This is a genomic window from Streptomyces sp. NPDC029674 (assembly GCF_044903205.1).
In the GTDB taxonomy this organism is placed as follows: Bacteria; Actinomycetota; Actinomycetes; order Streptomycetales; family Streptomycetaceae; genus Streptomyces.
Window position 1 is genome coordinate 310,055 of the sequence record NZ_JBJDPY010000009.1, and the last position, 19,688, is coordinate 329,742.

Consider the following 19,688-nt stretch of genomic DNA (forward strand, 5'->3'; position numbering starts at 1 on the left):
TACGGCTATACGTCGCGCTTCTCCAGCAGGGCGAACGCGCCGGCGAGGGCGGCCACCGTGACGACGACGAGCAGCGTCAGCTGCGAGCCGCCGCCGGGGCCGTCCGCGGTGTCCGCGCCGAAGATCTTGGCGAGCGCCGTGATGGCGTTGTAGTCGTTCATCTTCTCGCCGAGCGACTGCGTGCTCTCCCAGATCATCAGGAACGCGGGCATGATCGCCGGGACCAGGACGACACCGAGCATGGCGGTGATGGCGCCCGCGGAGTGCCGCAGCATCGAGCCGACGGCGAGCGCGAGGACGCCGAGCAGCGAGACGTACAGACCGCCCTTGAAGACCGTGCCCGCCCACGGCAGGTCACCCGCCTCGGGGCCGCTGTGGGCGGCGGAGGCCGCCAGGCCCACCAGGAGGATGGAGCCGGCGGAGACCACGAAGGCGACCACGAAGTAGATGATGACCTTCGCGGCGAGGACGCGGTAGCGCTGCGGGGACGCGGTGAACGTCGTACGGATCATGCCCGTGCCGTACTCGGACGAGGTGACGAGCACACCCAGCGTGATCAGGCAGATCTGACCGAGCATCAGACCGAAGAAGGCCGGCACGGTGAACGGCATGTCCGCGTAGTCGGTCGCATCGGTGTTCGCCACGGCGAGCAGGCCGATGCCGACGACCAGGAGCAGGAAGATGCCCAGGGTCCACATCGTGGAGCGGACCGACTTGATCTTCGTCCACTCGGAGGCCAGGGCGTTGCCGAGGTGGGTCTGCTTGACCGGGATCGGCGAGGTGTAGGCGTTGGCCATCGCCTGCTGCCAGGCGGAGGGCGGCGCGGGCGCGGCGGGCGGCGGAGCCATGGGGGCACCCTGCGGCACCGGAGCCCCCTGCGGCGCCGGGGCACCGGCCGGGGCGTACATCTGCTGGGGCTGCTGCGCCTGCGGCTGCTGCTGCGGAGTCGGAGGCGTGGTCATCGGGCATCCTCGTTGTCGGTCGCGCGCTTGGTCATGTCGGGGGCGGGGGCCTGCTGCGGCGCCGCGGCGTAGGGGTTCTGCCCCTCCTGCGGCTGCTGCGGCATCGCGAAGGGCTGACCGCCCTGCTGGGGCGGCGGCGGCGCGTACCAGCCCGGCTGGCCCTGGCCCGGCATCGGCATCGGAGGCTGCCCCTGCGGGACGGCGCCGGGCGGCATCTCCTGCTGGAGGCCCGCGCGCTGGTCGACCGTCGAGCGGTAGTCGACGGCGCCCTGCGTCATCCGCATGTACGCCTCTTCCAGCGAGGCCTGGTGCGGGGAGAGCTCCCACAGGCGGACGTCCGCGCCGTGCGCGAGGTCGCTGATGCGGGGGAGCGGCAGACCGGTGACGCGCAGCGCGCCGTCCTGCTCGGGCAGCACCTGGCCGCCCGCCTCGGTCAGCGCGGCCGTCAGCTTCTCGCGGTGCTCGGGCTCGCTGTCCGGCGTACGCACCCGCGCGAAGTCCGCGGAGTTGTGCGAGATGAAGTCCCTGACGCTCATGTCGGCGAGCAGCTGGCCGCGGCCGATCACGATCAGGTGCTCGGCGGTGAGCGCCATCTCACTCATCAGGTGGGACGACACGAAGACCGTGCGGCCCTCGGCGGCGAGCGACTTCATCAGGTTGCGGACCCAGAGGATGCCCTCCGGGTCGAGGCCGTTGACCGGCTCGTCGAAGAGCAGCACCTGCGGGTCGCCGAGGAGCGCCGCCGCGATGCCGAGCCGCTGCCCCATGCCGAGCGAGAAGCCCTTGGAGCGCTTCCTCGCCACGTCTTGCAGGCCCACGACGCCGAGCACCTCGTCGACCCGGCGGGCCGGGATGCCGGAGAGCTGCGCGAGGCAGAGCAGGTGGTTGCGGGCGTGCCGGCCGCCGTGCACGGCCTTGGCGTCGAGCAGCGCACCGACCTGGCGCGGGGCGTTCGGGAGCTTGCGGTACGGATAGCCGCCGATCGTCACCTGCCCGGTGGTGGGCGCGTCGAGCCCGAGGATCATGCGCATCGTCGTCGACTTGCCGGAGCCGTTCGGCCCGAGGAAGCCGGTGACGGTTCCGGGCCGCACCTGGAAGGAAAGGTTGTACACGGCTGTCTTGGCGCCGTAGCGCTTCGTCAGGCCGACTGCCTCGATCATTCTCCGCACCCATCGAATGGTTCAGGACGTCGGGGCACACGCCCCCGTAAGGGTTAGGAGGATAACGGGGAGCTGACGGTTCCAGCCAAGAGCAGGTAAAAGCGATTACGCCGCCGGGAGCTCCGTCCACGGCAGCACCCAGCCCTCCTCGGCGAAGAGGAGCGTGCCCCGCGCGCGGAGCTCGGGGTCGGCGGCCGCCCGCCGTACCCAGGACGCCGCGTCGGGCCCGAGCAGTTCCCGCAGGCGCGGCGACGCGTCGAGGAGCGCGTCGAGCAGCGCGGCCTGGTCGCCGCCGCCGGGCCTTGGCAGGCCGGTGACCGGGTCGGCGAGGACGCCGCGCACGCTGACGTAGACGTACGCCCCGTCGAGCCGCTCGCCCGACGGCAGGGTCATCCCGTACGCGTCCCCCGGCAGCAGGACCCTCCGGTAGTTGGGGAGTTCGGTGGCGTCGACCGCGGACAGCTGCGCCGCGTCCAGCCAGGACACGACGAGGGTGGTGCGTGCGGTGCGGGCTCCGTAGGGGGCGGCCGCCACGTACCCGGCCCGGCCGATGTGGGCGGAGCAGCCCACGGCGAGGCCGCGCAGCCGCACGGGCACCATCGGCACGGCGCCGGGGATGCCGCGCCGGGTGAGCTTGTGGGAGAGCTGGCCGGGGGAGGCGTTGGAGCCGACGGCGATGACGGGGCGGCGGCCCGCGACGGGGGTCTGGCCGAGGGCGGCGAGGACGTCGTCCAGGGAGGGGCGCGGGCCTTCGCCGGTGCCTTCGACGGTCCACTGGCCGGGCCCGCCGCCGGGGCCGGGGCGCAGCTCAAGGAGTTCGGCGCCGGTCAGCAGGGAGGGGACCGTGACCGGCAGGCCCGGATAGGTGAGGGGCTGCAGCGCGGGCACGCCGTCGAGGCCGAGCGCCGCGAGCCCGCGGTCCTGCGTGGTCACATGTCCCTCCGGGGCACGGTGGCCGTACGTCCCTGTGGACGCCGAGGTCACGCGTCCCGCTTCTTCAGCAGTACGTACCCACCGAGCAGCGCGAGCACCACCCACGCCACCATGATCGCGAGACCGCCCCACGGCCCGTACGGGGTGTCGTCGTCGAACGGCGACTTGACCTGCATGATCTTGCTGCCGGCCTGGTCGGGCAGGAAGCGGCCGATCTTCTCCGTCGCCGACACGTTGCCGAGGATGCTGGAGATGAGGAAGAAGAACGGCATCAGGATGCCGAGGGAGAGCATCGGGCTGCGCAGCATCGCCGCGACGCCCATCGAGAACATCGCGATGAGCGTCATGTAGAGCGCGCCGCCGATGACGGCGCGCAGCACTCCGGGGTCACCGAGCTGCGCCCGGTACTCGCCGAGCATCGCCTGCCCCACGAAGAACGTGAGGAAGCTGGTGGCCAGGCCCACCACGAAGGCGAGCAGCGTCGCGACGGCGATCTTGCCGAAGAGGAACGTGGCGCGCTGCGGGACCGCGGCGAGCGAGGTGCGGATCATGCCGGTGCTGTACTCGTTGGAGACGACGAGCACCCCGAAGACGATCATCGCGAGCTGGCCGAGGGACATCCCGGCGAAGCTGATGAAGGTCGGGTCGAAGGTCAGCCTGTCCCTGGCGTCCAGGCTGTCGTAGTCGTTCTTGGACAGGATGCTGATCACCATGCCGAGCGCGACCGTGACGACGAGGGCGAGCCCGAGCGTCCAGACGGTCGACGAGACCGAGCGGATCTTGGTCCACTCCGACTTCAGTACCTGCGTCGCGGCCATCGCTCAGGCCCCCTTCCGCGGCTGCCAGCCCTGGCCGGGGCCCGGGCGGTCGGCGTGCGCGTGGTACTCGACCGACTCCGCGGTGAGCTGCATGAAGGCCTCTTCCAGGGACGCCTGCTGGGGGCTCAGTTCGTGGAGGACGAGCTGGTTCCGCGCGGCGAGCTCGCCGAGCTCCTCGGCCGGGGTGCCGTCCACTTCGAGGGTTCCGTCACCCGCCTCGACCGGCGTGATGCCGGCCCCGCTCAGGACGTCGAGGAGGCGTTCGCGCTGCGGGGAGCGGAGTCTGACGTACGACCGGGAGTTCTGCCGGATGAAGTCGGACATCGACAGGTCGGCGAGGAGACGGCCCTGGCCGATGACGACGAGGTGGTCGGCGGTGAGCGCCATCTCGCTCATCAGGTGCGAGGAGACGAAGACCGTACGCCCTTGTGCGGCAAGGGACTTCATCAGGTTCCGGATCCAGTGGATGCCCTCGGGGTCGAGGCCGTTGACCGGCTCGTCGAACATCAGGATCTCGGGGTCGCCGAGCAGGGCGCCCGCGATGCCGAGCCGCTGGCCCATGCCGAGCGAGAAGCCCTTGGCCTTCTTCTTGGCGACGGCGGTCAGTCCGACGGTGTCGAGGACCTCGGCGACGCGGCCGCGCGGGATGCCGTTGCTCTGCGCGAGGCAGAGCAGGTGGTTGTAGGCGCTGCGGCCGCCGTGCATCGCCTTGGCGTCGAGCAGGGCGCCGATGTACGTGAGGGGGTCCTTCAGCTGCGAGTAGTGCCGGCCGTCGATGCGGACGGCGCCGGCCGACGGGTTGTCGAGCCCGAGCAGCATGCGCATGGTGGTGGACTTGCCCGCGCCGTTCGGCCCGAGGAAGCCGGTGACCATGCCGGGGCGGACGGTGAAGGTCAGATTGTTGACGGCCACCTTCTCGCCGTACCGCTTGGTCAGCCCCTCGAGCTCGATCATGCGGCAACGCTAAAACGGCACGGAGCCCCCTGCCACTTGGGCAGAGGGCCCTGCAAGTGCCTCGGGAAGGCGACCTCAGCGGGTCTGCTGCGCCGGGACCCCCCGGGAGACGGGCTCGTCATCGGCGGGCGTACCGGCGGCAGCCACAGCCGCCCCGGTGAGCGTAGCCAGCATCTCCCGCACATTGGTGAGCTGCGCGTTGATGGAGTCGCGACGGTTCGTCAGCGCGGCGAGCTCGCGCTCGGACTCCGAACGGATCCGGTCCGCCTTCGCGTTCGCGTCGGCCACGATGTCCTCGGCCTGGCGCTGAGCGGTCTCGACGGTCTGCCGGGCGCGGCGCTCCGCGTCGGTCCGCAGCTTCTCCGCCTCCAGACGCAGCTGCTCCGCACGGTGCTCGATCTCCGCGAGACGCTTCTCCGCCTTGGCCTGACGGGAGGCCAGGTCGCGCTCGGACTGCTCGCGGCGCTTGGCGAGGTTCGTCTCGAAGTCCGCGGCGGCCTGGGCGGCCTTGGCGCGGGTCTCCTCGAAGAGGGCGTCCGCCTCCTCACGCTTGGACTGCGCGTCCTTCTGGGCCTCGGCCCGCAGCGCGCTCGCCTCGCCCTTGGCCTTCTCGACGATCCGGACGCCCTCGTCCTCGGCCTTGGCCTTGCGCTCGGCGGCGAACGACTCGGCGTCGTTGCGCACCTGCTGGGCGGCGGACTCGGCGAGCTCACGGTGCTGCTCGGCCGCGCGACGGGCCTCCTCGCGCAGGTCCTTCGCCTCCTCCTCGGCGAGGCGGAGGATCTTCTCGACGCGGGCACCGAGACCGGCGTACGACGGCTCGGCGTCGGCGACCTGGGCCTGGGCGTTCTGCGTCTCGAGGTGCAGCTCCTCGATGCGCTTTTCCAGAGCAGTGATACGGGCAAGAGCGCTGTCACGGTCGGAGACGAGCTTGGAGATACGTTCGTCCACCTGAGCGCGGTCGTACCCACGCCGCACAAGCTCGAAGCCGTAGGGGGAAGTGTCGCTCATGGGGTTCCTGTCGAATGAGACCGGTGAGGTGATAGAGGGAATCCTAGGGGTCCGAGCGGCGTGTCATCGAGCAGATGCCCGTTTGATCTGGAGAATGACACCCCTTTTGAGTGGCTAACCGCCAGAGCACTTGCCAGCAACAGAGCCAAAGGTCCTTTCAGAGCACGAGAGATGCTCTTTGACTACCCCTCTGACTGCTTGCCACTCGAACGAGTCGATCCCGCCGCCGCCCCCGCCTTGACACCGCCCGCACCCGAACCGCCGCCGGACCCGGACTTCGCACCGCTCGACGGGGCCTCGAAAGACTCCAACGCCTCCAGCACGTCCTGGACACGGGAGATCTCCGCATTGATGTCCGCGCGGCGCCGGACCAGAACCTCCAGCTCCTGCTTGCCCTCCTCGACCATGCGGGTCGCCTCCGCCTCGGCCTCGGCCTTGATCCGCTCGGCCTCGCGGGTCAGCGCGGCCTTCTTCGTCTCGGCCTCCTTCAGGAGCGCCTCGGCCTTCTTCACGGCGGAGATACGGACCTTGCCCGCCTCGGTGTTGGCGTCCGAGACCAGCTCCTTCGCCTTCGCCTCGGCCTCGGCCAGCTGCTCCTCCGCGGCCTTGACCAGCGCGTCGCACCGCTCGCCCGCGGACTTCATCGCCTCGGCGGACTCGCGGCGGGCGCGGTCGTGCAGCTCCTCGATCTCGGCGGTGAGACGGTCGCGCTGCTCCTCCGAGCGCTCCCTTATGGCCGTCGCGTCGCGGCGGGCGCCGATGAGCAGCTCGTCCGCGTCCGTACGGGCCTTCTCCACCAGCGTGTTGCCCTCGACCGTCGCCGCGGCGACGAGACGCTCGGCCTCCTTGCGGGCCGCGCCGACCATCGTGTCGGCCTGCGCCTCGGCGTCCGTGGTCGCCTTCAGCGCCTTCTCCTGGGCGTCCGTCGTCAGCTTCTCGGCCTCGGCCGCGGCCTCCGTGATGAGCGTGTCGACCTGCTCGGCGGCTTCCTGACGGCGCTTGTTGGCCTCCTTGCGGGCCTCGTCGAGCGTGCGCTCGGCCTCCTCGCGCGCCTGGGACGTGAGCTGCTCGGCCTCGCTCGCGGCCGCCGCCTTGACGCGCTCGGCCTCGCTGCGGATCCGCTCGGCGTGCTGCTGCGCGGAGTTGACCGTCTCGGCGGCCTCGGCGCGCAGCCGCTCGGCGTCCCCGGAGGCGTCCGAGATGAGCTTCTCGGCCTTCGCCACGGACTCCGAACGGACCCGCTCCGCCTCGGCGGTGGACTCGGCACGCAGCCGCTCGGCCTGCTCCACGGCCTCCTTGCGGACGCGCTCGGCCTCGGTGGCGGTCTCGGCCGTGAGCCGCTCCGCCTGCTCGACGGCCTCCGCACGGACGCGCTCGGCCTCCGTGGTGGACTCGGTCTTGAGCCGCTCGGCCTCCGCCGTCGACTCGGCACGCAGCCGCTCGGCCGCCGCGGCCGTCTCGTTCTGCAGCAGCTCCGCCTCGCTGCGGGCCTCGCCGATCAGCGTGTCGGCCTGGCCCGCCGCGTCGTTGCGGATGCGGTTGGCGTCCTCGCGGGCGTCGGCACGCGTGCGTGCGGCGTCCTGCTCGGCCTGCGCGATGGTGTCCGACGCCTCCGTGCGCACCCGCTGGGCGTGCTCCGAGGCGTCCGAGCGCATCCGCTCGGCCTCCGCGATGGCGTCCGAAACCGTACGCTCCGCGAGCTCCTTGGCGGCCTCCGAGGCCTCCGCGGCCTCGCGCCGGGTGCGGTTGGCGTCCTCGGTGGCGCGCTCCCGCTCGGCGTAGGCGTCGGCGCGGACGCGGTCCGCCTCCTCCTGCGCCTCCGTCCTCGTACGCTCGGCGGCGTGCTCGGCGGCCGAGCGCAGCCCCGCGACCTCCTCCTGCGCCGCCTCGTGCAGGCCGGCCACGGAGTCCCGTACCGACTGGGCGTGCTGCTCGGCGGCCGAGACCATCTCGGCCGCGCGGCGGTCGGCCTCCTCGACGAGACGGATCGCCTCGGCCTGCGCCTCCTCGACGCGCTTGCGGGCGGAGGCGAGGAGCTCCTCGCTCTGCTCGCGGGCCCGCTCACGCTCCTGGTCGGCCTCGGCACGCGCGGAGTTGAGGGTCTCCTCGGCCTCGCGGCGGCGGCGGGCCGCCTCCTCCTGGGCGGCGGCGAGCGCCTCGGCGGCCTCCGTGCCGACACGCTCGGCGGCGGCCGCGGCCTCCGCGCGGACCCGGTCGGCGGATTCCTGTGCCTCCGTCTTGAGCCGCTCGGCCTCGGCGGCGGCCTCCGAACGCAGCCGTACGGCGATGTTCTCGCCCTCGGCGCGGGCCTGTGAGGCATCGGCGGCCGCTTCGTCGCGCAGCCGCTCCGCCTCGGCCTCGGCCTGCGCCTGGAGCGTGCGGATCCGCTCGGCGGACTCCGTGCGCAGCCGGTCCGTCTCGTCCGTGGCCTCCTTGCGCATCCGCTCGGCCTCGGCGCGGGCGTCGGTCAGCGCCTGCTCGGCGGCGGAGAGCCGGTCCTCGGCCTCCGTGTGCAGCCGCGTCAGCTCTTCGGCGGCCTCGGCCTGCCGTGCCGCTATGGCCCGCTCGGTGTCCTCGCGCAGCGCCCGCGCGGCCTCCTCGGCCTCGGACTTCGTGGTCTCGGCCTGCTCGGCGGCCTCCTCGCGGTGCCGCTCGGCCTCCGCGCGGGTGCGCTCCAGGGTCTCCTCGGCCTGCGTGCGCAGCGTCGTGGCGCGCTCGACGGCCTCGGTGCGGACCCGGTCGCTCTCGGTCGCCGCGGCCGTGCGCAGCTCCTCGGCGTCGGCCTTCGCCTTGGCGAGGAGCTCCTCGGCGGACTTGGCCGCCTCCTCGATCTCCTTGACCGCCTCGCGCCGCGCCTCGCCCCGGATGCGCTCGCCCTCGGAGACCGCGTCGGCCCGCAGCTGCTCGGCCTCGCCGCGCAGCCGGCGCGCCTCCTCCTGGAGCTCGACCGTCTTGGCGCGGTACTCCTTGGTGTCGTCCTTCGCCGCGCCCTTGAGCTCCTCGGCGATGTCGTGCGCCTCGGCGCGCAGCCGGTCCGCCTCGGCCTCCGCCTCGGAGCGGATCCGCTCGGCCTCCTCGGTGGCGGCCTTCGTCGTCTCCTTGGCGTTCTTCGAAGCCTTGTCGAGGACTTCCTCGGCGGTCCGGGCGGCCTTCGCGAGCTGGCTCGCGGTCTCCTCGGCGGTGATCGTGCGCGCCTTCTCGGCGGCGTCCGCGATCAGCTTCTCGGCCTCCGCGCGGGCGTCGGCGACCAGCTGCTCGGCCTCGGACCTGGTGGACTCGGCCTCCTTGGTGGCCTCGCCGACAAGGCGGGCGACCTGCTCCTTCGCGGTCCTGGTGCGCTGCTCGTTCGCCGCCTCGGCGGCCGACAGCTGCTTGGCCGCGGCGTCCTTGGCCTCGGCGAGCACCTTCTCGGCCTCGCCGCGCGCCGCACGCAGCGCCGTCTCGGCCTCGGCCATGCGCTGCTCGGCGGCGCGGCTCGCCTCGGCGGCCTGCCGGCGGGCCTGCTCGGACTCGGTGGCCGTGGTGGTGCGCAGCTGCTCCGCGTGGTCGGTGGCCTCCTGGGCCTGCGTCGACGCGGCGTTCAGGAGGCGCTCGGCGTCGGTGCGGGCGCGGCGCAGGATCGCCTCGGCCTCGGCGCGGGCGGCCTCGGCGTCACCGGCGAGGCGCTGGCGGGCCTCCTCGGCGATCCGGGCGGCCTCCGCGCGGGCGGCGGCCAGAGCCTGGTCGGCCTCGGCGCGCGACTCGTCGAGGAGGCGGCGGGCCTGCTGTTCCGTGCGGGCCCTGAGCTGCTCGGCCCATGCCACGTTCTCGTTGACGTGGGACTCGACGGTCCGGCGGCGCTCGGCGAGCTCCTGGTCGAGCTGCTGGCGGCGCGAGACGGCCTCGGCGTGCAGCTCGGACTGGAGGCGTGCCTGCTGCTCGGCGTGCTCCTGGAGGATGCGCTGGGTCTGCGCGCGGGCGTCGCGGAGCTCGCGCTCGGCGTCGGCGCGCAGCTGCTCGGCCTGGATCTGGGCATTGCGGAGCAGCTGCTCGGCCTGATACCCGATGTCCGCGCTGTCGTAGGCAGGCCGGGACGCGAGGTTGCGGCGCGCCTCGTGCAGCTTGGCGCGCAACACCTCGACCTGGTAGCCGAGGTCCTCGGCGTGCTGGACGGCTTTCTCCCGCTCGGTCTTCAGCCGGTCCATCTCGGCCTCGAACCGCGACAGACTGTCGGTCTCAGCCCGCGAGTTCTCTTGGCGTTCGTAGCCCCGCACTGCGCGGTCCCATCCGTCCCCTGGTCGCAAGTAACTCCAACGAGCCCGTCCATCCGCCGAACGGGCCCCCGGGGGAATGGTGTCAGATCAACAGCGGAGCATGAGCTGCTGCCCCGACGCACGTCCCCCGAAACCCGGACCCCGGTACGTGGCCGCCCAAAGTTCGGACGGCCGCGGCTAACCCTACCGGCCCAGATATACGGAGGTCAGTGCTCCGGTGACTCGGAGGGCGCCGAAGTGACAAGTTCCGTAAGGACTCCGTGGCAGTCCTTCGGGTGCAGGAACGTGATGCGTGACCCCATGGAGCCGATTCGGGGCTCTTCGTAGAGGACGCGTACGCCCTTGTCCTTGATGGCCGCGGCGTCGCCGTCCACGTCCGCGGTGCCGAAGGCGATGTGGTGCACGCCCTCACCGTTCTTGGCCAGCCACTTGCCGACCGCGGAGTCGTCCCTGGTCGGCTCCAGGAGCTGGAGGTAGGAGGCGCCCCCGTCACTCGTCTCGTTGATTTTGAGCATGGCCTCACGCACGCCCTGCTCCTCGTTGACCTCGGTGTGGAACACCTCGAATCCGTACGTCGCACGGTAGAACTCGACGGTCTTGTCGAGGTCGAAACAGGCGATCCCGATGTGATCGATTCGCGTCAGCATGGTTCAAGTGCAGCGCTAGATGCAGTGATTACGCAACGTGCGCGCGATCACAGTCGCCGCCCGGTGACGGCGGGGGTACTGCTCAGTACATTCAGATAAACCCTCGTTAACTCCTCTCCTCCCAAGGGGTCGTCGCACATGGCAGGAACGACCGGCACCACCTCAGTGATCGTCTCGGGCGCACGCACGCCCATGGGCCGTCTCCTCGGCTCCCTGAAGTCCTTCTCGGGTGCGGATCTGGGGGGATTCGCGATCAAGGCCGCGCTGGAACGCGCGGGAATCGGCGGCGACCAGGTCCAGTACGTGATCATGGGCCAGGTGCTCCAGGCCGGGGCAGGGCAGATCCCGGCACGCCAGGCCGCCGTCAAGGCGGGCATTCCCATGAGCGTCCCCGCGCTGACCGTCAACAAGGTCTGTCTCTCGGGCCTCGATGCCATCGCGCTCGCCGACCAGCTGATCCGCGCCGGCGAGTTCGACATCGTGGTGGCCGGCGGTCAGGAGTCCATGACCAACGCGCCCCACCTGCTCCCCAAGTCCCGCGAGGGCCACAAGTACGGCGCCATCGAAATGCTCGACTCCATGGCGCACGACGGCCTGACCGACTCCTTCGACGGCGTCGCGATGGGCGAGTCCACGGAGAAGCACAACACCCGGCTCGGCATCCGCCGCCCGGAGCAGGACGAGGTGGCCGCCCTCTCGCACCAGCGCGCCGCCGCCGCCCAGAAGAACGGCCTGTTCGAGGCCGAGATCACGCCGGTCGAGATCCCGCAGCGCAAGGGCGACCCGGTGCTCTTCGCCAAGGACGAGGGCATCCGCCCCGAGACCACCGTCGAGTCCCTCGGCAAGCTCCGCCCCGCCTTCGCCAAGGACGGCACGATCACCGCGGGCTCCGCCTCGCAGATCTCCGACGGCGCCGCCGCGGTCGTCGTCATGTCCAAGGCCAAGGCCGAGGAGCTCGGCCTCGACTGGCTCGCGGAGATCGGCGCCCACGGCAATGTGGCGGGACCCGACAACTCGCTCCAGTCGCAGCCGTCCAACGCCATCCGGCACGCGCTGAAGAAGGAGGGCCTGGAGGCGTCGGACCTCGACCTGATCGAGATCAACGAAGCCTTCGCCGCCGTCGCGGTGCAGTCAATGAACGACCTCGGAGTTTCCTCGGAAAAGGTGAACGTCAACGGCGGAGCCATCGCGCTTGGTCACCCGATCGGCATGTCGGGCGCACGCCTCGTCCTGCACCTCGCCCTCGAGCTGAAGCGGCGGGGCGGCGGCGTGGGCGCGGCCGCGCTGTGCGGTGGCGGCGGTCAGGGCGACGCCCTGATCGTGAAGGTGACCAAGGGCTGACACGGCGGCACCCGCCGTCCCGTACGCCCACGTAGTGAACGGAGCTGTGATGCAGGACGTCCCCTCCCTGGTGGCGCAGGCCCGCGAGGGCAGGCCACGGGCCGTGGCCCGGCTGATCTCACTGGTCGAGGGGGCGTCACCGCAGCTCCGTGAAGTGATGGCGGCGCTGGCGCCGCTCGCCGGACAGGCGTACGTGGTCGGTCTCACGGGATCGCCCGGTGTCGGCAAGTCGACATCGACGTCCGCGCTTGTGAGCGCCTACCGGCGGGCGGGGAAACGGGTCGGCGTCCTCGCCGTGGACCCGTCGTCCCCCTTCTCCGGCGGCGCGCTCCTCGGCGACCGGGTGCGGATGTCGGACCACGCGTCCGACCCCGGCGTCTACATCCGCTCCATGGCCACGCGCGGCCACCTCGGCGGCCTCGCGTGGGCCGCGCCGCAGGCCATCCGCGTCCTGGACGCGGCGGGCTGCGACGTGATCCTCGTCGAGACCGTCGGCGTCGGCCAGTCCGAGGTGGAGATCGCCTCCCAGGCGGACACGTCGGTCGTGCTCCTCGCGCCCGGCATGGGCGACGGCATCCAGGCGGCCAAGGCCGGCATCCTGGAGATCGGCGACGTATACGTCGTCAACAAGGCGGACCGCGACGGCGCCGACGCGACCGCGCGTGAGCTGAACCACATGCTGGGCCTCGGTGAGTCCCGCGGCCCCGGGGACTGGCGCCCGCCCATCGTGAAGACGGTCGCGGCGCGCGGCGAGGGAATCGACGAGGTCGTGGAGGCGCTGGAGAAGCACCGGGCGTGGATGGAGGAGCGCGGGGTCCTCGCGGAGCGGCGGGCCGCCCGCGCCTCCCGGGAGGTCGAGACGATCGCCGTCACGACGCTGCGGGAGCGGATCGGTTCCCTGCACGGCGACCTCAGGCTCTCCGCGCTCGCGGAGCGCATCGTGGCGGGCGAGCTGGATCCGTACACGGCCGCGGACGAGCTGGTCGAGGGGCTCACGGAGAGCTAGGCGCACGGGAACGGCCCGGACCTGGGGTCCGGGCCGCGATGGTGTTCCGTACGTCAGTCGTCGGAGCCGTCGTTGTCGTTGTCGTTGTCGTCCTGGTCGTCCGAGTGGTCCGCCGTGACCTTGCCGGTCTTCAGGTCGACGTTGTACTCGGACTCGGCGCCCTTCGCGCCGGTCGTCTCCACGTTCCAGGCGGTCGCCGTGCCGTCGTCGTCCAGGTCCACGGAGGTCACGGTGCCCTTGTCGGCGCCGGCCTTCGCGGCGTCCGCGGCGCTGATGGTCGCGCCCTTCAGCGCCGAGTTCACGCGGGCGGCGTCGGCGGCGTCGTCACCGTCATCATCCTTCTCCGTCCAGGAGCCGAGGACCTTGCCGGTGCCCGGGTCGACCTCGACGCTGTGCCACGTCTTGCCGTTCAGGATGTCGACGTCCCAGACCAGGCCGCCGTCCTCGTCGTCGAGCTCGGCGGAGACCGCGGTGCCCTTGGTGTCCGCGAGGGCGGCCTTGATGGCGTCCGCGGCGGTCACCTTGGCGGCCTTCGCCTCGGCGGTGTTCTCCGCGGCGTCGTCGCGGTCGTCGTCCTTGCCGTCGTCGTCACCGCGGTCGTCGTCCTTGCGGTCGTGGTCCTTGAGCTGGACGCTCGAACGGCTGGCTGCGCTGTCGTCGTCACCGCCGACCGCGAAGGCGGTGGCGGTGCCGCCTCCGATCAGGGCCGCGGCGGCGACGGTGGCGATCACGATGTTGCGCTTCATGAGTGTTCCTCCGAGACGGTGTGCGAGTTCGCTGCGGCCGGTGGGCCGCTGCCGTTCGCTTTCGACGAGGACCAATCTGGCGGAGCGATCCTGAACGCACGCTGAAGCCGCCTGAAGAACTCTTCAGCTTCGCTCTGCCACCCTGAGCGCATGCGTTTGTTGATCGTGGAGGACGAGAAGCGGCTGGCCCTGTCGCTCGCCAAGGGGCTGACCGCCGAGGGCTACGCCGTCGACGTCGTCCACGACGGCGTCGACGGGCTGCACCGGGCGAGCGAGGGCACGTACGACCTGGTCATCCTCGACATCATGCTGCCCGGCATGAACGGCTACCGCGTCTGCTCGACGCTGCGCGCGGCGGGCAACGAGGTGCCGATCCTGATGCTCACCGCCAAGGACGGCGAGTACGACGAGGCCGAGGGCCTCGACACGGGCGCGGACGACTACCTCACCAAGCCCTTCTCATACGTCGTGCTCGTCGCCCGCGTGAAGGCGCTGCTGCGGCGGCGCGGCGGCGCGGGCCCGTCCCCGGTCCACATCCTGGGCGACCTCAAGGTCGACACGGCCGCGCGCCGCGTCTTCCGCGGCGAGGACGAGGTCACCCTCACCGCCAAGGAGTTCGCCGTCCTGGAGCAGCTGGTCCTGCGGGCCGGTGAGGTGGTGTCCAAGGGCGACATCCTGGAGCACGTCTGGGACTTCGCGTACGAGGGCGATCCCAACATCGTCGAGGTGTACGTGAGCACGCTGCGGCGCAAGCTCGGCGCGGCCCTCATCAAGACCGTGCGCGGCGCCGGATACCGTCTGGAGGCCCCCCGATGAGCAGGCTGTTCGGATCGGTGCGGGCCAGGGCCACGCTCGGCGCGAGCCTCGTCGTCGCCCTCGCCCTGGTCGCCGCGGGCGCCGCCGTGCTGCTCGCGCTGCGGGCCAACCTCACCGACCAGGCGGACGGCCGCGCCGACTCCGCGGCCCGCGATGTCGCCTCGCAGCTGGTGGCGGGCCGGCCGTTCGACGACCTCGACCTGCCGGACGAGGACGACAGCCCGGTGCAGATCGTCGACGAGAACGGCAGGCTGGTCGCCGCCAGCGACGACCTGGAGCGGATCAGCGGCACCGGGACCGGCGCGGTGAAGCCCGTCGGGGCCGCCCCGCGCTCCGGCGCCGGGAACCAGGGCGACGAGGACGACAAGGGTGAAGCGCCCGAGCGCGGTGAGGTCGACGAGGACGCCGAGTACAGCTCCGGGTCCGCCACCGTCGACGGCGAGAGCGCCGACTACCGGTTCGCCGCCGTCGAGGCGAGCACGGAGGACAGGGGCGACTTCACGGTCTACGCGGGCGGTTCGCTCGCCGACGAACAGAGCGCCACGTCCACGGCGCTGACGTCCATGCTGATCGGCTTTCCGCTGCTCCTCGCCGTCGTCGCCGGGGTCACCTGGCTGGTGACGCGGCGCGCGCTGCGCCCGGTGGCGGCGATCACCGCGGAGATGTCCGCGATCACCGCGTCGGAGGACCTCGCGCGCCGCGTGCCCGAGCCGGACACGCACGACGAGATCGCCCGCCTCGCCCGCACCACCAACGAGACGCTGACCGCCTTGCAGACCTCGGTGGAGCGCCAGCGCCGGTTCGTGGCGGACGCCTCGCACGAGCTGCGCAGCCCCATCGCGTCGCTCCGCACCCAGCTCGAAGTGGGCGCGGCTCACCCGGAGTTGCTGGATGTGGACGGCGCCGTCGAGGACACCGTGCGGCTGCAGGAGCTCGCCGCCGACCTGCTGCTCCTGGCGCGCCTCGACGCGGGGGAGAAGCCGGGGGAGGGGCGGGTCGACCTGGCGGCGTTCGTCCGCGAGGAGCTGTCGCAGCGCACCAGGGACCGGGTCGACGTGCACACGGACCTGAAGAGCGTGGAAGTCGCGGGCTCCCGCGGCCAGTTGGCGCGGGTGCTCGGCAACCTGCTGAACAACGCCCAGCGGCACGCGCGCTCCCGCGTCACGGTCACCACCCGGAGCGATGGCGCCTGGGCGGTCCTTGAGGTGGCCGATGACGGGAGCGGCGTGCCTTCGAGCGAGCGGGAGCGGATCTTCGAGCGGTTCGTACGGCTCGACGACGCGCGGACCCGCGACGAGGGCGGGGCCGGTCTTGGCCTCGCCATCGCGCGGGACGTGGCGGTGCGGCACGGCGGCACGCTCGTGGTGTGTGAGGCGCCGTCCGGTGGTGCGCTGTTCGAGCTCCGGCTGCCCAGCCCTCAGTCGTCGGCGGAGTGAGGGTCGGCGAGGCCGGCCGTGACGGAGCGGATCAGGGCTTCCCGCGCTGGGAGCGCAGGTGTTCCGCGATCGGGGTCAGTGCCTTGCGCAGCTCGTCGAGTGCCTCGGCGGAGATGAGGTCGACGAAGTGCCGCCGGACGGAGGCGACATGGTGCGGAGCCACTTTCTGCATGGTCTCCATGCCTTCCTCGGTGAGGACGGTGTAGAGCCCTCGCCGGTCGGACTCGCAGTTCTCGCGGCGCACCAGGCCCGCGTTCTCCATGCGGGTGATCTGGTGGGACAGGCGACTCTTTGACTGCAGGGTGGCTGCGGCAAGATCACTCATGCGCATCCGCAGCTCTTCCGATTCGGAGAGGTAAACGAGAATGTCGTAGTCGTTCATGGTCAGGTTGAACGGCTGGAGGTCCTTTTCGAGCTGATACGTCAGCATCCTGTTGACCTCCACGTGAGTACGCCAGGCGCACTGTTCCTCGTCGGTCAGCCACTGCGGGGCCGTCTCGGTCTCCATGGAATCGATTCTACCTAAGAAGTTGAAAGGTGAACGAATGGTGGGATGTGACGCGCCTCGCACCACCTGCCTCTCGGAGGGGCACAGGCGTTCGCCGTCACACTCCGCAGACTACCGCTCACAGCCCGAAGCGACGCTGGAGGTCCCCCAGTTGTCCGGGAAGGCGCGGTGTCCCGGGCTGCTGACCCGGTTGTCCCGGAGTGCCCCGTCCGCCGGGTACGCCCCCCTGGTGCGGGACCTCGCCCGTGGCCTGCTCGGGCAGCAGCGCCTCGGTGGACTGGAGCAGCACCGTGCCGGCTCCCACGAACTCGAACTGGTGCTCCTCGCCGGAGGTGCCGCCGATGCCGGTCAGCGCCCGCACGCCCCCGATCACGCCGGTGAGGTACCCGTGGTCGTAGTGGTGGCACGGTGAAGGGCAGTCCGCCCAGCCCACGAGCGCCTGCGGATCGACGCGGACCGGCGGCTCCATGAAGACCACCGGGCCGTTCGAGGCGGCGACGAACTTGCCGGTGCCGATGAGTGTCAGAAAACCCGGAACGATCGACTGTTTGAGCGCGAGAGTTGGCTGAAAAGCGAGGAGGTTGCCCGAGCGAATGGTCAGGTTGCCCTCTTCCAAGTCATACGAATTCACGTCGAAGGCCCGGTCGGCGAGGAGCATCTTGCCCTGCCCGTCCGCCACGACCCAGTCGCTCGCGTGCAGCGGCGAATGGAAACTCGTCCGGACCAGACGGTCGAGACGGCCGTGCCCGATGCCGTTGAACTCGATCCGTCCGTAGTAGGCGATCATCTTCCCCTTCTGCAGGAACCACTGGCTTCCCTCGAGCTCCACGCAGAAGGTGTACGGATTGACGCTGTCGTCGCTCGGCAGCGTCATGGGGTCGAAGACGACGGGCGCGCCCGCGGGCGTCGAGACGTTCGGATTCACAGCTTCTCCTCCGAAGCCTGGACATACACCGAGCCGGTCCCCGACAGCTCCAGCTGGAAGGCCTCGCCGGAGCCGCGGCCCACCATGTCCCGCCAGCCGAGCGCGGTGGAGAGCTTGTTGCGCACGTCACCGTGGTGTGCGACATACGCCTGGGGGTCGACGTGGACGGGACTCTGCGGGGTGATCGGCACCTCGATGACGCCGCCGTGCGCCATGACGGCGACCGCGCCGTGGCCCTTCAGGGTCGTGGTGAACAGGCCCTGACCACTGACCTGGCCGCGCACCATGCCCATGACGCCGCCCTGCGAGCCCATGAACATCGTGCCCTGCTGGAGCGTGCCGTCGAAGGCGAGCAGGCGGTCCGCCTCCACGTACAGGGTGTCTCCGGAGAGGCCGATCACCTGGATGTGGTGACCGCCGTGCCCGAACAGGACCGTGCCGCTGCCCTCCACGGTCATCAGCGGGGTGGCCTCGCCCGCGACCCGGCGGCCGATCATCGACGCCAGACCGCCCTGCCCGCCCTGGAGGTTCGGGGTGAAGGAGACATCTCCCTTGTAGGCGAGCATGGCGCCGCGCTGGCTGAAGATCTTGGCGCCCGGCCGCACCGCGGCCTCGACCATCTTCGAATTGATCTCACGGAAGGGCATGTCACACATCCCCGGCGATCGTGGCGCGCTCGCTGGGCTGGACGTAGACGAGGCCGTCGCCCTCGAAGCGGATCTGGAAGGCCTCGCCGCCGCCCTCGCCCATGAAGGTGCGGAAGGTGACACCGGACTGGAAGCTCTGCCGGACGTCGCCCTGGTGCGCGATGTACGCCCCCGGGTCGACCGTCAGCGGGTACTCCCGGGAGACGCGCAGGACCACCGCGGGGCCGTCGGAGACGATCGCCGCCTGGCCGGTGCCCTCCACGGTCGTCGTGAAGAGGCCGTTCCCCTGGCTCGCGCCGCGCAGGCCCGTGAAGCTGGTGCCGGTGCGCAGGCCGGCGTCGGTGCAGAGCAGATTGCCCGCCTCGACGTACAGCTTCTCGCCGCTCAGCCGCACCAGGTTGATCTCCGTGGCGCGGTCGGCGAACCAGCAGGTGCCGTGCCCCTTCACCTCCATCACCGTCATCTGCTCACCGGTGACGCGGCGGGTCACCATGCCGCGGATGCCCTCGCCGCCGCCGGACATCTTCTTGAAGGCCATCCGGCCCTCGTACGCCACCATCGAGCCGTTCTTCGCCTTGACGGCGTCGCCGGTCATGTCGACGGCGAGCACTCTGCTCCCTTGGAGCCGGAACGTAGCCACGAATCGACGGTAGCCGCCGCGTACCCACCCAGAACAGGGTGAAGAGCCCTGAGGGAACCCGGAGAACACCCCGATGTCACAATGGGGGTCGCTTGTGCGTCCGTTCACAAGATCGGCGACGCCGAGCTCCCGCCCTTGCCTGCCGTCCGTCCCACCGAAGGTGACCCGTGGACATCAAAACCGCTTCCGCACTCCGCCGCCTCCGCCTGGTCTCCGTGCCCGAGGGAATCTCCTGGATCGTGCTGTTGGTCTGCACGATCATCAAGTACACGGTCGCGGAGAGCTTCAACGTCGCGCCGGTGCTCGGCCCGATCCACGGTGTGCTCTTCATCCTGTACGTGCTCTTCTGGCTCGACGCCTGGAACCGCACCAAGTGGGACGTCAAGACCGGCATCCTGTACTTCGCGTTCTCGATCATCCCCGGCGGCGGGTTCATGGCCGAGCGCAAGCTGAAGCGTGAGGCCGAGGCCGCGGTGATCGCCTCCCGCGCCCGCAAGGAAGGCGTCGTCAACGCATGATCGTCGCCTTCTCCGTGACCCCGCTCGGGGTCGGCGAGGACGTCGGTGAGTACGTCGCCGACGCGGTCCGCGTGGTCCGCGAGTCGGGGCTGCCGCACCGGACCGACGCCATGTTCACGTCCGTCGAGGGTGAGTGGGACGAGGTGATGGACGTCGTGAAGCGCGCCGTCGCCGCGGTCGAGGCGCGTGCGCCGCGCGTCTCCGTCGTCATGAAGGCGGACATCCGCCCCGGCGTGACGGACGGCCTCACCTCCAAGGTGGAGACGGTGGAGCGCCACCTGTCCGCCTAGCCCCTCGCGCCGCCGGTCCCGCGCGCTCTGGGAAGCCCCCGCCCTATGGGCGGGGGCTTTTCTGTGCCCGCATCTCC

General features: G+C 71.2%; 19 protein-coding genes. 6 read left to right on the top strand and 13 right to left on the bottom strand.

All coding sequences use genetic code 11. From position 1 onward, the window contains the following. Nucleotides 1-5 precede the first annotated feature (5 nt). The 8 genes from ACI2L3_RS23390 to mce form a co-directional block, all read right to left on the bottom strand. On the bottom strand, nucleotides 6-848 hold the full coding sequence (locus tag ACI2L3_RS23390) for an ABC transporter permease (protein WP_404754391.1): 843 nt from the start codon (nucleotides 846-848) through the stop codon (nucleotides 6-8). Nucleotides 849-958: 110 nt separating this feature from the next. Continuing rightward, nucleotides 959-2,122: an ABC transporter ATP-binding protein gene (locus ACI2L3_RS23395; protein WP_404754314.1), complete on the bottom strand. Its 1,164-nt coding sequence runs from the start codon at nucleotides 2,120-2,122 to the stop codon at nucleotides 959-961. A 105-nt stretch (nucleotides 2,123-2,227) separates the two neighbouring features. Then, entirely contained in the window at nucleotides 2,228-3,055 is an 828-nt protein-coding gene (locus ACI2L3_RS23400; RefSeq protein ID WP_404754315.1) for a hypothetical protein, read from the bottom strand. 47 nt (nucleotides 3,056-3,102) lie between these two features. Next, on the bottom strand, nucleotides 3,103-3,873 hold the full coding sequence (locus ACI2L3_RS23405) for an ABC transporter permease (RefSeq protein WP_404754316.1): 771 nt from the start codon (nucleotides 3,871-3,873) through the stop codon (nucleotides 3,103-3,105). Between the two features lie 3 nt (nucleotides 3,874-3,876). Then, on the bottom strand, nucleotides 3,877-4,827 hold the full coding sequence (locus ACI2L3_RS23410; protein ID WP_404754317.1) for an ABC transporter ATP-binding protein: 951 nt from the start codon (nucleotides 4,825-4,827) through the stop codon (nucleotides 3,877-3,879). Nucleotides 4,828-4,902: 75 nt separating this feature from the next. Further along, nucleotides 4,903-5,838, bottom strand: a complete 936-nt coding sequence (locus ACI2L3_RS23415; RefSeq protein ID WP_150216158.1) for a cellulose-binding protein — start codon at nucleotides 5,836-5,838, stop codon at nucleotides 4,903-4,905. A gap of 182 nt (nucleotides 5,839-6,020) precedes the next feature. After that, a complete protein-coding gene (gene scy / locus ACI2L3_RS23420; RefSeq protein WP_404754318.1) occupies nucleotides 6,021-10,091 on the bottom strand; it encodes a polarized growth protein Scy in 4,071 nt (1,356 codons plus the stop codon). Between the two features lie 206 nt (nucleotides 10,092-10,297). Continuing rightward, on the bottom strand, nucleotides 10,298-10,738 hold the full coding sequence (gene mce, locus ACI2L3_RS23425) for a methylmalonyl-CoA epimerase (protein ID WP_404754319.1): 441 nt from the start codon (nucleotides 10,736-10,738) through the stop codon (nucleotides 10,298-10,300). Nucleotides 10,739-10,876: 138 nt separating this feature from the next. On the opposite strand from mce, the gene ACI2L3_RS23430 reads away from it, so the two are divergent. Beyond that, on the top strand, nucleotides 10,877-12,079 hold the full coding sequence (locus ACI2L3_RS23430) for an acetyl-CoA C-acetyltransferase (protein WP_404754320.1): 1,203 nt from the start codon (nucleotides 10,877-10,879) through the stop codon (nucleotides 12,077-12,079). A 49-nt stretch (nucleotides 12,080-12,128) separates the two neighbouring features. Then, a complete protein-coding gene (gene meaB, locus ACI2L3_RS23435; protein ID WP_404754321.1) occupies nucleotides 12,129-13,085 on the top strand; it encodes a methylmalonyl Co-A mutase-associated GTPase MeaB in 957 nt (318 codons plus the stop codon). 53 nt (nucleotides 13,086-13,138) lie between these two features. Here meaB and ACI2L3_RS23440 read toward each other — a convergent pair whose 3' ends face one another. Beyond that, nucleotides 13,139-13,831 (bottom strand): PepSY domain-containing protein, encoded by a 693-nt coding sequence (locus tag ACI2L3_RS23440; RefSeq protein WP_404754322.1) that lies wholly within the window; start codon nucleotides 13,829-13,831, stop codon nucleotides 13,139-13,141. A 150-nt stretch (nucleotides 13,832-13,981) separates the two neighbouring features. On the opposite strand from ACI2L3_RS23440, the gene ACI2L3_RS23445 reads away from it, so the two are divergent. Then, a complete protein-coding gene (locus ACI2L3_RS23445; protein WP_404754323.1) occupies nucleotides 13,982-14,647 on the top strand; it encodes a response regulator transcription factor in 666 nt (221 codons plus the stop codon). Continuing rightward, nucleotides 14,644-16,083, top strand: coding sequence for an ATP-binding protein (locus ACI2L3_RS23450; RefSeq protein WP_404754324.1), 1,440 nt, complete (start codon nucleotides 14,644-14,646; stop codon nucleotides 16,081-16,083). Before ACI2L3_RS23445 ends, ACI2L3_RS23450 begins: the two co-directional genes overlap by 4 nt. Before the next feature lie 31 nt (nucleotides 16,084-16,114). Here the strand turns inward: ACI2L3_RS23450 and ACI2L3_RS23455 are convergent, their stop codons facing one another. The 4 genes from ACI2L3_RS23455 to ACI2L3_RS23470 form a co-directional block, all read right to left on the bottom strand. After that, nucleotides 16,115-16,591 carry a MarR family winged helix-turn-helix transcriptional regulator gene (locus ACI2L3_RS23455; protein ID WP_404754325.1) on the bottom strand — a complete coding sequence of 159 codons (477 nt, stop codon included), beginning with the start codon at nucleotides 16,589-16,591 and terminating at the stop codon, nucleotides 16,115-16,117. A gap of 118 nt (nucleotides 16,592-16,709) precedes the next feature. Next, entirely contained in the window at nucleotides 16,710-17,465 is a 756-nt protein-coding gene (locus ACI2L3_RS23460; protein ID WP_404754392.1) for an AIM24 family protein, read from the bottom strand. A 47-nt stretch (nucleotides 17,466-17,512) separates the two neighbouring features. After that, on the bottom strand, nucleotides 17,513-18,163 hold the full coding sequence (locus ACI2L3_RS23465; protein WP_404754326.1) for an AIM24 family protein: 651 nt from the start codon (nucleotides 18,161-18,163) through the stop codon (nucleotides 17,513-17,515). A 1-nt stretch (nucleotide 18,164) separates the two neighbouring features. Next, entirely contained in the window at nucleotides 18,165-18,803 is a 639-nt protein-coding gene (locus ACI2L3_RS23470) for an AIM24 family protein (RefSeq protein WP_404754327.1), read from the bottom strand. A 167-nt stretch (nucleotides 18,804-18,970) separates the two neighbouring features. Here ACI2L3_RS23470 and ACI2L3_RS23475 point away from each other — a divergent pair, with 167 nt between their 5' ends. Beyond that, entirely contained in the window at nucleotides 18,971-19,321 is a 351-nt protein-coding gene (locus ACI2L3_RS23475) for a DUF3817 domain-containing protein (protein ID WP_404754328.1), read from the top strand. Further along, on the top strand, nucleotides 19,318-19,611 hold the full coding sequence (locus tag ACI2L3_RS23480) for an MTH1187 family thiamine-binding protein (protein WP_362990328.1): 294 nt from the start codon (nucleotides 19,318-19,320) through the stop codon (nucleotides 19,609-19,611). Before ACI2L3_RS23475 ends, ACI2L3_RS23480 begins: the two co-directional genes overlap by 4 nt. Nucleotides 19,612-19,688 lie beyond the last annotated feature (77 nt).